Annotated in this window: 11 protein-coding genes; 2 read left to right on the plus strand and 9 right to left on the minus strand. The window is 66.2% G+C overall.

Going from position 1 to position 13,903, the window contains the following annotated elements:
* Window positions 1-33 precede the first annotated feature (33 nt).
* Window positions 34-1,224 (minus strand): MFS transporter, encoded by a 1,191-nt coding sequence (locus LI337_RS16690; RefSeq protein WP_227231049.1) that lies wholly within the window; start codon window positions 1,222-1,224, stop codon window positions 34-36.
* 126 nt (window positions 1,225-1,350) lie between these two features.
* Window positions 1,351-2,091, minus strand: coding sequence for an SDR family NAD(P)-dependent oxidoreductase (locus LI337_RS16695; RefSeq protein ID WP_227231050.1), 741 nt, complete (start codon window positions 2,089-2,091; stop codon window positions 1,351-1,353).
* 188 nt (window positions 2,092-2,279) lie between these two features.
* On the opposite strand from LI337_RS16695, the gene LI337_RS16700 reads away from it, so the two are divergent.
* The gene (locus tag LI337_RS16700; protein ID WP_227231051.1) at window positions 2,280-4,025 is read left to right on the plus strand and encodes a M28 family peptidase; all 1,746 of its coding nucleotides are present in this window, start codon (window positions 2,280-2,282) and stop codon (window positions 4,023-4,025) included.
* Window positions 4,026-4,098: 73 nt separating this feature from the next.
* The gene (locus LI337_RS16705; RefSeq protein ID WP_227231052.1) at window positions 4,099-4,485 is read left to right on the plus strand and encodes a RidA family protein; all 387 of its coding nucleotides are present in this window, start codon (window positions 4,099-4,101) and stop codon (window positions 4,483-4,485) included.
* An 85-nt stretch (window positions 4,486-4,570) separates the two neighbouring features.
* Here LI337_RS16705 and LI337_RS16710 read toward each other — a convergent pair whose 3' ends face one another.
* The 7 genes from LI337_RS16710 to LI337_RS16740 form a co-directional block, all read right to left on the minus strand.
* A complete protein-coding gene (locus tag LI337_RS16710) occupies window positions 4,571-5,623 on the minus strand; it encodes a hypothetical protein (RefSeq protein WP_227231053.1) in 1,053 nt (350 codons plus the stop codon).
* Window positions 5,624-5,629: 6 nt separating this feature from the next.
* A complete protein-coding gene (locus tag LI337_RS16715) occupies window positions 5,630-7,090 on the minus strand; it encodes an ABC transporter ATP-binding protein (protein WP_227231054.1) in 1,461 nt (486 codons plus the stop codon).
* Window positions 7,087-8,148 (minus strand): ABC transporter ATP-binding protein, encoded by a 1,062-nt coding sequence (locus LI337_RS16720; protein WP_227231055.1) that lies wholly within the window; start codon window positions 8,146-8,148, stop codon window positions 7,087-7,089. The genes LI337_RS16715 and LI337_RS16720 overlap by 4 nt, the downstream gene beginning before the upstream one ends.
* Window positions 8,145-9,056, minus strand: coding sequence for an ABC transporter permease (locus tag LI337_RS16725; RefSeq protein ID WP_227231056.1), 912 nt, complete (start codon window positions 9,054-9,056; stop codon window positions 8,145-8,147). The genes LI337_RS16720 and LI337_RS16725 overlap by 4 nt, the downstream gene beginning before the upstream one ends.
* Window positions 9,057-9,059: 3 nt before the next feature.
* Window positions 9,060-10,031, minus strand: coding sequence for an ABC transporter permease (locus LI337_RS16730; protein ID WP_227231057.1), 972 nt, complete (start codon window positions 10,029-10,031; stop codon window positions 9,060-9,062).
* Between the two features lie 233 nt (window positions 10,032-10,264).
* Window positions 10,265-12,085 carry an ABC transporter substrate-binding protein gene (locus LI337_RS16735; protein ID WP_227231058.1) on the minus strand — a complete coding sequence of 607 codons (1,821 nt, stop codon included), beginning with the start codon at window positions 12,083-12,085 and terminating at the stop codon, window positions 10,265-10,267.
* Between the two features lie 256 nt (window positions 12,086-12,341).
* The gene (locus tag LI337_RS16740) at window positions 12,342-13,862 is read right to left on the minus strand and encodes a carboxypeptidase M32 (RefSeq protein WP_227231059.1); all 1,521 of its coding nucleotides are present in this window, start codon (window positions 13,860-13,862) and stop codon (window positions 12,342-12,344) included.
* Window positions 13,863-13,903: the final 41 nt, after the last annotated feature.

Below are 13,903 nucleotides of genomic sequence, written 5' to 3' on the forward strand. Positions count from 1 at the left end.
GGGCCGTTCAGTCCCACGCCCTCCCCGGCCGGGTCAGGCAGACCGAACGATAGCCACGAGGAGGGCAGTCGTCACGAGGAGACAGCCGACGAAGCCGACGAAGGCGGTCACGTAGCCCGAGACGTCGACGACGACACCGACGTACGCGGGGCCGAGGCTCCCCAGTCCCATGAACACGGTGCGGGTCGCCCCGAAGTCACCACCCATGTCCTGATCCGGTAACGCGTCCATCAGGTGCGCGTACAGGAGCGGCCAGAACGAGCCGATCCCCGACGCGAGAACCGCGATCCCGGCGAGGACGCCGACGCGGTCGCCGGCGAGGATGATCACCCCGAGTCCGACCGACCCGACGAGTGGCGTGAGTACCCCGACGCGGGCGTGCCCGAGGCGGTCCCCGAGGCTCCCGACGACGGGAGTCACGATCGCGGCGACGACGAACAGGACGGCGAAGGCGTTGCTGGCGAACGTCTGTGAGAACTCCTTGTGGACGTGCAGGAAGTCGGGGAGGAAGCCGGTCACACCCTGCCAGACGAAGGAGAACAACGAGAACGTCACGAGGAGCAGCAGGAGGTCGCGGTTGCCGACCAGTCGACGGGCTGTGCCTCGGACGTCGAGTCGCGTGCGCGCCAGCGTGACCCGCTCGTCCGACCAGACGGCGAAGGCGAGGATGCCCAGCAGGAGGATGCCCGCGACCGGGACGAAGGTGACTCGCCACGCACCGAGCGCGAGAACGGCCACGGCGGCGACGGACGCGAGTACGCCCCCGATCTCGGCGGCGGCCGAGTTGACGCCGAAGGCTCTCCCCCGGCGTTCGACGAACAGTTCGGTCAGGACCAGGTACTTCGCCGGGATGAACAGACCGGTGCCGACACCGACGATAGCCAGCGAGACGACCAGTTGTGCGTAACCGTCGGAGAGGGCCAGCATCGTGAAGCCGACCACGTTGGCACCGAGCCCCGCGAGCAGCATCGTCTTTCGAGAGAGCGCGTCCGAGAGCCGTCCCCCGGGGAACTGCGCGAGGGCGGTGAACGCCCAGAGGACGGTGAGTCCCACGCCCGCCGCGGCTCTGGAGATCTCCAGATCGGCGATGATCGTCGGGAGTAACGGTGAGAGGACGAGTCGGCCGAGCGAACCGAACAACGTGACCATCGTGAAGGTCGCGAACATCCGCCCGGAGTACCCGCGGATCAGTGACTCTCGGCTCCCTGCAGTCTCTAGTGCCACCAGTCCGAGAGTCGGTCGGCCGGGACTTTACTCTATGCGTGGCGGCGTGGTGCGCCGGCGGTCTGACGGCACTCGCGGTGAGGACCGCCGATCACGACAGCGAACCACCGCCGCGAGGATCGGCGATCACGACAGCGAACCACCGCCGTCGACGTTCACGACGCTGCCGGTCATGTACGACGCTCCGGGGCCACAGCAGAACTCGATCACGCGGGCCACCTCGTCCGGATCGCCGACTCGTTCGAGGGGGAGGGTCTCCTCGAACTCGGCGATCCCCGCTGCGTCCCAGAGGCCGGACTCCGACATCAGCGGCGTGTCGATGAGACCGGGGACGACACAGTTGACCGTGACGTGCGGGCCGAGTTGCTTGGCCAGTCCCTTCGTGAGTCCGAAGACCCCCGCTTTGGCCGCAGAGTAGTGGACGCCGCCACTCGCGGAGCCACGCTGACCCGCCCCGCTCGAAACGTTGACGACGGAGCCCGCTTCCCGCTCGAACATCGGCGGTGTCGCGTGTCGGGCGACGTTGTACTGGCCGGTGAGGTTCACGTCGAGGATCCGGTCCCACTCGTCCGGTTCGAGGTCGCCGATCCAGAAGTACCGACTCGTGCCCGCGTTGTTCACGACCGACAGGATGTCGGCGTCGGCTTCGACCTGCTGGACGACGTCGCCGACCGCGTCGTGGTCGGCCACGTCACACTCGTAGGGGTGCACGCTCGGCCCGATGTCGTCGCGCAGGTCGTGGACCGCCGGGTCGAGGTCGAGACAGGCGACGACTTCGTGTCTGTCGTCGGCCGCGAACCGTCTTGCGACGCACTCGCCGATCCCACTCGCCGCGCCGGTCACGAGTGCGGCTGTCTTGGCTGTCATAGCCCGATGGTCGTCGCCCGGTGTCAAAGGTGTTGTTCCGCCAGCAGTGTGGAGCGCGGCTCGATCTCTCCGATACGCGACGAGTCCCGAGAGGGCCACCGACACCGACGCCGAGTGTCGCCGCAACAGGCGTCGATCGAGACCACAGCAGACGGACGTTTATACCGTCTCCTCACGCAGAGTGTGTCATGTTCGAGGCCATCGACAGGGAGACGGGGTCGGAACTGATCGACCGTATCGACAGGGAGCGGCTGGTCGCACACGTCGACGAACTCGCCGACCTGACCCGCCACTCCGGCAGCGAGGCGGAACGGACGGCGGCGGACTACGTCGCCGCTCGACTCCGGGAGTACGGAGTCGACGTGGAGGACGGGGAGTACGAGGCGTACATCAGCGATCCCGACGACGCGGCGATGACCGTCTCGGGGGCGAACGAGTGGCAGGTCCCCGATGACGAGATCATCACCGTCTCGTTCGGTGGGGAGACGCCACCGGCCGGCGTCCACGGAGAGGTCGTCTTCGTGCCCGACGTGACCGACGCGGCGCTCGCCACGGCAGAACTGGAGGGGCGGATCGCGTTCACGACTGGACTCCCGACACCCGGCCCCGTCGAACGACTGGCCGAGGCGGGTGCCCGGGCGGCCGTCTTCGAGTCACCGACCGAGGGCCACTGCCACGAGATGATCGTCACGCCGATCTGGGGGACGCCCGGCGTCGACGACGCAGAGCACATCCCAGCGCTTCCGGTCGTCGAGATCTCACAGTCGGCCGGTAGCCGACTCCGCACGCACCTCGACCGCGACCGGGTCACCGCGACCGTCGAGACGGAGGTCACGACCCGGCGAGCGACCCTCCCGTGTCCCGTCGGCCGGATCGAGGGGCGTGCGAGTGACCGCTACTACGTGATCGGGAACCACGTCGACTCGTGGCACGAGGGCGTGACGGACAACGCGACCGCGGTGGCCGCGACGCTGGAACTCGCCCGCGTGTTCGCCGACCGCGAGGAACCACCGCGTCGCGGCCTGCTGTTCGGGTTCTGGACGGCCCACTCGTTCGGACGGTACGCCGGGAGCACGCGGTTCGTCGACGACCACTTCGGTGATCTCCGCGCGAACGGCCTCGCGTACATCCACCTCGATCTGAACGGACTCAGGGGCGCGACGCGGCTCTGGTATCAACACATGGCCGCGATCGAAGACGAACACCGAGACGCGCTCGCGACGGTCCCGGACCTGTCGCTCCCGGACGAGACGGGCGAGTCGTCGGTGCTCGGCGACGACCGACCGGGCCGAAACTCCGATCAGTCTTTCTGGGGAGCGGGGCTCGTCTCCTTGCTCTCGGGTGCCAGACTCACACCGGAGACGCCCGAGGGTGGGCCGGTCGGGGGTGGCTGGTGGTGGCACACGCCCGCGGACACACGCGACAAGGTCGACCCTGCGGTCCTGCACGAGGAGACGAAGCTGTACGCGGCACTCGCCGCACGGATCTGTGAGTCGCCCGTGGCTCCGTTCGATCACGCGAAGTCCGCCGCCGCGGTCGGCGACGCACTCGACGAGTTACGCTTCGAGCACCCCGCCTTCGACGACCTCCGGCGGCAAGCGGGCGAACTGGAACGACTCGTCACCGAAGCCAATTCGATCGTCGACGACGCCGGCGATCCCACGGTCGTCGACGCGTTCGAGGACCTCCAGGTCGAACTGGGGAACCGGCTCGTCCCGGCGCTGTACAAGGCCCGCCCGGACCACCGACACGACAGCGCACTCCCCCAGGGCAGGCTGCCAGGGATCGCCAGCGTCGGCGACCCGGACGACTACGCTGGACGGGACCGCCTGTTCGCCGAGACGTCGCTCCGGCGCGAGACGAACAGAGTCGGGGAGTTGCTCAGAGAGAGCGCCTCGGCAACCGAAGCCTTCCTCGACGCCTTCGGTGCGTGAGCGTCGGCCTCGTGTCGGCCGGGAGTCGATTGCGGAGGGATCGATTTAAGCGGCCCGCAGTCGCGTACCGAGTATGGCGCGAGAAGCCTACAGCCCAGCGGAGCTATCGGACACGTCGTACAGCCACGCGGTCGTCGAGAACGGGCAGTTCTACATGGCCGGACAGGTCGCCCGCGACGCAGACGGCGAGATCGTCGGCGACGACCTCGAGACGCAGAGTCGGAAGGTGTTCGAGAACATCGGCGTCCTCCTCGACAAGGTCGACAAGGACTTTGACGACGTCGCGAAAGTGACCGTCTACGTGATCGGCGATCACGACTCGCTGGCGGGGTACAAGACCGTCTACGACGAGACGTTCTCTGCGCCGTACCCCTGTCAGACCGTGATCGGGACGCGACCGCTCGGCGACTCTCCCGTGCTGATCGAGATCGAAGCGGAAGTACCGATGGGAGACGCATAACTGTCCGCAGAGAGCGTCACTCACGTCGGATAATGTCCCGAGTGAAGTGAGAGAACCACCCGAGAGGGTGGAACAGCGGTCGCGGTCAGTCGGTCCGTTCGACCGTGATCGTCTCGGTCACGCCGTCTCCGGCAGGCCCGTTCACCAAGAGGCGGTACACCTCCCGGAGTTCGGTCACTTCGAGGTCCACGATCCCGAGGCCCACGTAGTAGCTGTGAATCGCCGGGAACGCCGGTACCTCACCGGTGAGGCGCAACCGGAGGACCGGGCCGGCCCCGAGTCGGTGGATCGGCGTACACTCGTCGGTCCCCTCGAGTTCGACCCACGAGTCGATCTCACCGTCGTCGTTCCGGCGAGCCAGTGCCGGCGTCAGACTCGTACCGTCAGGCGTGTCGACCGTGTAGCGCAGCGCCGCCATCGCCGCGTACTTGCCGTCGCGAAACTGCTGGGGGCGAGCGAACGCCGGGTCGGGGTCGGCGCTGAACCCGGCGAGCGTCGGGAGCCAGGCGTCGGTGTGGAGGTGGAGTGCCTCCTCGACGAAGTCGATGGCAGCGTGGTCGTCTCCGGCCCAGTGGTGTGCCCACGCCGTCAGCGTGCGTGCCGTCACAGAGCCGTCCCCGGTCTTTGCCTCGTCCGTGGCCCGGGTGAACGCCTCGGCGGCCGCCTCGAACTCGCCGGCTTCGCTGAGACGCGCTCCGTCCTCGACGTGGTCGCCGACCGCCTCCGGGAGATCGAGCCCGGTCAGTCGGGTCGCGTCCCTCGTCATCGTGAAGTCGTACACGGCCGTCTCCACCGGGTCGGCCGGGATCGGGACCTCGTGATCGACGGTGACGCGAGTTCCCGCCGCCGTCAGGTGGTCGCGGACGGCGTCGACGACGGTATCGACCGCCTCACGGGAGTCGGCGTTCATCTCGCCGGTCGTCCGGAGCCGCCCGATCACGTCCCGGAAGCGCTCACGTTCTGCAGCGGACGTCGCGTCGGTCAGGGCCTGTCCGACGATCGCATCGGACGCCTCGTCTGCGAGTACCCGCCGCTCGTCGCTGGCGACGTCCGCCAGCGCGTTGAGGAGGACAGGGTCGATAGCCCGCTCCGGGCGCTCGGATCTGTGCTGCGGTCGTGAGTCGGAGTTTCGAGTCATACTCACTCAGTCGTCCTCCGACCCCGTCGCTGTTTCGTTCGCGATCACGCGCTCGCTCGCACCCTGCGGCGCGCCGGGGAGGTCGTCGTCGTAGCGGTGACAGACCGTGACGTGGCCCGCCGTCGTCTCGATACGCTTTGGTTCGGTCGTCGCGCAGACCGACGTGTACCGATCGTCGAGCGCCTGTACGGCGGCGGCCTGCCGACCGTCGACGAGCGTCGCGAGGGCGTCACGGACGAGCGTCTCCACCTCGTCGGGGAGCAGTTCCGTGGCCTCTGTGTCGTCGGGCGTCCCGTCGTCGTCCGACGTCAGATCGGTCGCCGACCAACCGCCCACGTGTTCGTCGTACAGTGCGTCGATCACCGCGTCGTCGGTCGCACTCTCGCGGATCGACTCCAACTCCTTGCGCATCGCAGCAGGCTGGATCGTCCCGTTCGCCAGCCGCGTCTTGAACCGGAGGAAGCGCCGCCAGGCGTCGTGTTCCCACTCCCAGTTCTCCGGCGGGATCACCTTCGGACAGCGCGGGTGGAACGAACATCCGGACGGCGGATCGATCGGCGTCGGGACGTCTCCCTCGAGGGGGATCCGTTCGCGAACCGCGTCCGGGTTCGGGATCGGGATGGACGACATCAGCGCCTGGGTGTAGGGGTGTTCCGGCGCGTCGAACAGCGGTTTCGTCGGCGCGATCTCAGCGATCTCGCCGAGGTACATCACCGCGACACGGTCGCAGATCCGCCGGACGACAGAGAGGTCGTGCGTGATGAACAACACGGTGAGGTTCATCTCCCGCTGGAGCTCGAAGATCAGGTTGAGAATCTGTGCCTGCACGGAGACGTCGAGTGCCGAGGTCGGCTCGTCGGCGACCAGGAGGTTCGGCTCGACGGCCAGTGCGCGGGCGATCGCGACCCGCTGTCGCTGGCCGCCGGAGAACTCGTGTGGATGCCGATCCAGGTGTTCCTCGCCGAGGCCGACGCGTTCGAGCAACTCGACGGCTCGCCGAACCCGATCACGTTTCGACTCGCCAATGTCGTGAACCGCCATGGGTTCCGTCAGCGTGCGCCGGACCGTGTACCTCGGGTTCAGCGACGCGAACGGGTCCTGGTAGATCATCTGTGCTTCGCTGCGGAACGCCCGAAGCTGAGAGCTGGAGTACTCCGTGATGTCTTCGCCTCTGTAGTAGACGCTCCCGCTCGTCGGATCGAGGAGGTGCAACAGTGTCCGCGCGAGTGTCGACTTGCCACAGCCCGACTCCCCGACGAGACCGACGATCTCTCCCTGTGCCAGGTCGAGGTCGACCCCGTCGACTGCCCGGACGGTCTTGACCGTCTTGTCCGGTCTGAGGCGGTTGATCCAGGTGTCACCTTCGGCGAAGTGCTTCGTCAGCCCCTCGAGACGGAGTAACGTCTCGTCGTCCGTTCGGTGAGTGTCCGCGACGGGGCTCCCGTTCGTCGTTGCGTCGGAGCTCATAGTGGGTCCTCCCAGATGCAGGCACTGTAGTGGTCGTCGTCGACCTCCCGGAGTCGGGGATCGTCGGTCTGGCACTGCTCCGTCGCGTACGGACACCGTGGAGCGAAGTTACACCCCTCGGGGGTGTCGGCCAGACTGGGGACGTTCCCGGTGATCGGGTGGAGGTCCTGTTCGTCTCTCGTCGGGTCGGGAACCGCGTTGATCAGTCCCTTCGTGTAGGGGTGACGCGGATCGTTGAATATCTCCTCGACGGTGCCGTACTCGACGATCCGGCCGGCGTACATCACCGCCACCCGGTCACACGTCCCGGCGACGACGCCGAGGTTGTGCGTGATCAACAGGACGGACATCCCGAGTCGGTCGTTGAGTTCGCGGATCAGATCGAGGATCTGCGCCTGGATCGTCACGTCGAGTGCGGTCGTCGGTTCGTCGGCCACGAGCAGATCCGGCTCACAGGCCAGCGCCATCGCGATCATCGCGCGCTGGCGCATCCCGCCGGAGAACTGGTGGGGGTAGTCGTCGATGCGGTCTTCGGGGCTGGGGATCCCGACCCGGCGCATCAGTTCGATCGCCTCCGTGCGGGAGGCGGACCGACTCATCTCCTGGTGGATGCGCAGTGGTTCACCGACCTGCCAGCCGATGTCGAAGACGGGGTTCATCGCCGTCATCGGCTCCTGGAAGATCATCGCCATCCGGTTGCCGCGGATGCGGCGCATCTCCTCTTTCGTCTTCGTCGCGAGGTCCTCCCCTCTGAACATGATCCGGCCGTCCGCGATGTAGCCGGGACGCTGGAGTAGTCGCATGATCGAGAGGCTCGTGACACTCTTGCCACACCCCGACTCGCCGACGAGTCCGAGGATCTCTCCCTCTTCGATCTCGAAGGAGACCCCGTCGTCGGCCTTGACGGTCCCCTCCTCGGTGTCGAAGTGGGTGCGGAGGTCCTGCACCGAGAGGATCGGCTCGCCGTCTCGGCGGATCAACTCGAACTCTTCCTCGTCGCTGGCTTCGGTGTACGCGCCGTGTTCGCCCGTCCGCTCGGACGCGACTCGTTCGCTCATGCGCCCGGCCCTCCCTCGGTCGCCGACCGTGGGTCGAGTTCGTCGCGCAGGCCGTCACCCAGCAGGTTGAACGTCATGACCGTGATCATGATCGCGATCCCCGGGAAGGTGGAGATCCACCACTGATCGGGGAGGTACCCCCGCCCGTCGGCGATCATCACGCCCCACGTCGCCGTCGGGGGCTGGACGCCCAGTCCCAGGAAGGAGAGGGACGCCTCGAAGATGATCGCGGTCGCGACGTGGAAGGTCCCCTGGACCAGCACCGGCGTGAACGCGTTGGGGATCACGTGTTTGAACAGGATCTTCGCGTCTCCGAGCCCGGTGTTCTCGGCGGCTTCGACGAACTCCTCTTCTTTCACGGAGAGGACGCTTCCGCGTATGAGTCGGGCGTACTGTGGTGTGTACACGATCCCGATCACCAGGATCACGTTCCGGAGGTTGGGTCCCAAGGCCCCGACCAACGCCAGTGCGAGCACCAGCGAGGGGAACGACATCATGATGTCCATCAGCCGCATCAGCGTCTCGTCGACCCAGCCGCCGATGTACCCGCCGACTGCGCCGATGGGGACGCCGATCGCGACCGCCATCCCGACGGCGAAGACTCCCACCAACAGCGACACACGGGCACCGAACAGGATCCGTGAGAACACGTCACGGCCGGTCAGGTCGGTCCCGAGCGGGTGGTCGGAAGACGGCCCGGCCAACGACGCGTCGTAGTCCGGTTCTGCGGGGCCGTAGGGCGCAATCAGTGGAGCAGAGATCGCCAGGACGATGATCGCCACGACGATCCAGAGCGATACTTTCGCACTCGTGTCGAGGCGGCCGTAGATGTCGATTGCACGCTCCAGGGAGTCCTGTGAGCGTTCGACGATCGACCGTTCCTCGTAGGTAGATGTTTCAGTAGCCATTGTTCAGTCGTATTTGATCCGCGGGTCGAGAAGCGCGTACGTCAGGTCGACGAGGAGGTTCATCATCACGAACACACCCGCGATGAACAGGACCAGCCCCTGTATCAGTGGCATGTCGTTCGTCTGTACTGCCTGGTAGAGCAGTCGGCCGATCCCCGGCCACTGGAACACCTGCTCGACGACGACTGCGCCGTTGAGCAGAAAGCCCACCTGGAGGCCGACGATGGTGACGACCGGGATCAGCGCGTTCCGAAGCGCGTGGACCAGGATCAGCGCCGACTCTTTGACACCCTTCGCGCGGGCGGTCCGGACGTAGTCCTCGTTGAGCACTTCGACCATCGCCGACCGCGTCAACCGTGTCACGATGGCGGAGAAGCCGACACCGAGCGTGATGCCGGGGGGCAACGCGGCGTTCAACCAGTCGCCCAGTCCCTCGCTCGGTGCCACGTAGCCGCCGGCCGGGATCAGGCTCTCCCCGAACCAGTTCTGCCAGAACAGCGCGAACACGAGGATGACCATGATCCCGAGCCAGAACGACGGGACGCTGATGCCGGTGAAGGCGATGACGCGGCTGAGGTGGTCGACCCAGCCGTCCTTGTACACCGCACTCAGAATCCCCAGCGGGACGGCAATGAACAACGCCACGACGAAGGCGATGATGGAGATCTGGATCGTGGGCCAGAGCCGCGAGAGGATCATGTCGGTCACCGGCTGGCGCGTGGCGAACGACCGTCCGAGGTCACCCTGCAGGGCGTTTCCGAGCCACTTCAGATACTGGATGTAGATCGGTTGATCCAGGCCGAGTCGCGCCTCCAGTTCCGCGACGGTCTGTGGGTCCCTGGCTCTCGGTGGGAGGAGTGCCGAGACTGCGTCGCCGGGTGCGAGCTTCAACAGCAGGAACACGGCTGCGGTGACCCCGATGAACACCGGGATGAGCAGCAGGATCCGCTTGAGGGTGTAGTTACCGAGTCCCATCGGTATGCTCCCCTGACGCTGTCGGGCTAGTCAGTGATTGCATCTGTCGGTAGGTTGCTGTACGTCTTGGCATGGTGTGTTGGATTCTCTCATGGGTTAAAACATTTCTGCACCCCCACTTCTTCCACCGGGTACGTCGAAAGCAGATCGACAGTCGCTGCGTGTCGACTATCGACGTGACGGGGACGTTCGGGTGGGCCACACTGAAATGGTGTGTCGGTGGGAGGGCGGTGTCACTCCATCCAGACGGCATCGAGGTCGAAGCGGAACGAACTCCGCTTGACCTGATAGTTCTGGACGGACTCGCTGACGCCCTGGTTCACGTACGGCCAGCAGATGCCGTTCATCGGGACCATGTCGGTGACGATCTCCAGTGCGTCGCCGTACAGTTCCTTGCGCTCCTCTTGATCGGTCGTCTCCTGTGCCCGCTGGATCAGGTCGTCCGACTCCGGGTGTCCGAAGAAGCAGTAGTTGATGCCGTTCCCGCCGAGGACCTGCGCGAAGTAGTCCGCCGGGTCGAGACCGCTGCCGATGTCCTCGAAGTGGCTCTCGTAGCCCGTGTCGTCGTGGCTGACACCGTTCGTGTCCCAGTTGCCGATGACCGGCCCCCAGACGGCGGACTTCTCCTTCGGTAGCACTTCCATGCTCATCCCGGCCTGACTGACCGTCTGCTGGACGATGGTCGCGGTGTCGACGAACCGGGGCTGGTTGGTCGCCCACGCGGTGAATTCGAAGCCCTCGTTGCCGGTCTCCGAGAGGTACTGCTGGGCCTGCTCGGGGTCGTACGGGTACTTCGTGATCCGGTCTTCCTGGTAGGACCAGTCGAACGGCGGGACCGGTGCCCACTTGGCACTCGCCTTCCCGTCGAACTTGGTCTGGATGACCTGCTCGTGGTTGGTCGCCAGTCGGAGCGCCTTCCGCATCTTCTTGCCGTCCTCGTCGATCGTCCCGTAGGCCGGCGACTCCGCGTCGGGTTGGTAGTCCTCCTCGTAGAGGCGGAACGGCTCGAAGCCGCGAATGTTCATGTAGTGCTCCAGGTGGGAGGCACCCGGCTTCGAGATGGCTCTGAGTCCGTCGGTGTTGTCGATGTCCTCGACGTTCTGCGACGGGATCGTCTCCGCGAGGTCGATGTCGCCGGTCTGGAGGTTCGTCACCCGCACCGACGACTCGGGGATGATACGGAACGTCACCGAGTCCATGTACGGCAGTTGGCCGTTCTCGCCCTCCTTGAAGTAGTTCGGGTTCCGCGTGAGGGTGTAGGAGTCACCCGCCTGCCCCGAGTCGTACATGAACGCGCCGGTGCCGTACGTCCCGAAGTCGACCGCACCGATCTGGTCGGGGTTCTCCTCGTAGGCCTCCATCGGCACGATGGAACACTGGCCGATACTGACCAGCGCCGGGAACGCGGCGTTCGGCTTCGCCAGTTCGAAGGTGACCTCGTAGTCGCCCGACGCGTAGACACGCTCCTCGCTGTCGATGCCCTCGCCCCAGAGCAGTCCGGGGAACGGCCAGCGGCCGGCCGTCGGGTAGTCCTCGTAGAGACTCCCTTCGGTTTTCTCTGCCAGGATCGACGGGTCGAGGATCGCGTGCCAGTTCTTGACGACGTCCTCGGCCGTCACCTCACGGTCGTACGGTTCGTGGAACTGGACACCCTCGCGGATCTTGAACGTGTACGTCTGGGCGTCGTCCGACTCGGGTGGTCCCTCCGCGAGGTCCCCCTCGAGTTCCCCGTCGGCGTTGACGTACGTCAGGGTGTTCATCATCTGCCGCATGAACGCCGCGCCGGTGGCGTCGGACGACCAGTGGGGCCACAGTGGGTCCGTCCGGTCGGCCTGCATCCCGATGACCATCTCGCCGCCTGCGCTGGCGTTGCTCTCGTCGGCCGTGGTGGTGTCGGTGTCGTCGTCGCCGCTCCCCTCGGTTTCGGTCGTCGTCGTGTCGCCGTCTCCGCCGGTACACCCCGCCAGCATCGACGTCGCGCCGACGACACCGGTGCCTCCGAGGAACTTCAGATAATCTCTACGCTCTAGCTTGTTGGGCTGGCTACTAGCCATGTCGTCTATCCAACTCAGGCCGTACGGTAAATAGCTATCTCATGATCTCTCGACAAAATGTGTGAAATGTACTCATACACCACACGCCCGTTCGCTCGGGAACGGCCGTCAGACCGACCGATGCGCCACCGCTGGCGACGGCCGGGCAGAGACACGTCGACGATACCGAGAATAGAGACACGTCGACCCCGCCGAAAGTCGGGACAGGTCGACCTCGCAGACTCGTCGTGCGAGGTCGAAACCACGGGAGGGCGGGCTACAGTCCGTAGAGCGAGCCGAACTTCTCGGTCACGTACTCGACGAACGGGTCGGCCGTGATCTCCCGGCCCGTCGCTCGCCGGACGAGTTCCTGCGGTCGGTACCGCTGGCCGTGGCGGTGGATCGACTCGGTCATCCACTCGTGGATGGGGTCGAACTCGCCCTCTCGGACGAGGGTGTCGACGTCGCCGACGTCGTCGGCCATCGCCGCCCAGACCTGCGCCGCGAGGACGCCGTGACCGAGTGTGTAGTTGATGAAGCCGGGGACGTTGACCGCCCAGTGTGGATCCTGCAGCGGCCCGTCGCGGTGCGACGTGGGCCGGACACCGAGATACTCTTCGTACTTGTCGGCCCACACCTGCGGGACGTCCGCGACGGCCAACTCGCCCGCGATCAACGCCTGTTCGATCTCGGTCCGGACGATGATGTGCATGTGGTACGTCAGTTCGTCGGCCGCGGTCCGGATCCGACTCTCGTCCTGGACGGTGTTGACCGCCTCGTAGGCGTCGGCGGCCGAGACGTCCTCCAACTGGGGGAACTCGGCGCGCAGTTCCGGCATGATCAGTTCCCAGAAGGCGCGGGACTTGGCGACGTGGTTCTCCCAGACCCCGGACTGCGAGCCGTGGATCGTCAGTCCGCGTGCCCGCGCGAGCGGGGTCCCGTACTCCTCGCGGGGCAACCCGTGGTGGTAGGTCGTGTGACCGAACTCGTGCATCGTCGCCGTGATCGCGTCGACTGGGTCGGACTCGTCGAACCGGGTCGTCAGTCGGACGTCGTACGGATTACCGTACGAGAAGGGGTGCGGTGCTTCGTCGAAGCGCGCGTGCGAGCGATCCAACCCGACGACGTCGAGGACGCGTCGATTCACGCGCATCTGGCCGGCCGAGTCGTACGGCGCCCGGTCCGAGAAGGCGTCCGACGCGAGATCGACGTCGCTGTCGTGGATCGACGCGATGAGTGGCACGAGTTCGTCGCGCACCCGGTCGAACACGCGGTTCACCGTCGAGAGGTCGATGAAGGGCTGTGACTCGTAGCCGAGTTTGTTCTTCCAGAGCACTTCGTAGGGGTCACCGTCGGGATCGACGTGTGCCGCCCACTCCCGCCGTAACTCGATGTGACGCTCGAAGGCGGGCGCGAACTCCGCCCAGTCGTCGTGCTCTTTCGCCCGTTTCCACGCCTCGTGTGCGTCGGCCGTCACCTCGGCGAGACGGCGGTTCAGGTCCCGCGGGACGCTGCTGGCGACCTCGTGCTCCCGACGGATCTCACGGACGATCGCCTCGTCGCCGCCGGCCAACTCGCTCCCGGCGAGGTCGTCGAGTGCACGACCGAGTGCGTCGCTCGACCGCAGATCGTAGATGGTCTTCGAGAGCGTGGACCGCTGTCTGCTCCGGGCAGTCGTCCCGCCCGTGGGCATCATCACGTCCGAGTCCCACCGCAGGAGGTGGTCGGTCTGTTCGAGGTCGTGGATCCGGCCGGCGTACTCCAGGACTGTCTCTCTGGACTGCTCGCTGGGAGCCATACAGGATGCGCCCGGTGTGAGCGCATAAATCTATGCACGAC

This window comes from Salinirubrum litoreum (assembly GCF_020567425.1).
In the GTDB taxonomy this organism is placed as follows: Archaea; Halobacteriota; Halobacteria; order Halobacteriales; family Haloferacaceae; genus Salinirubrum; species Salinirubrum litoreum.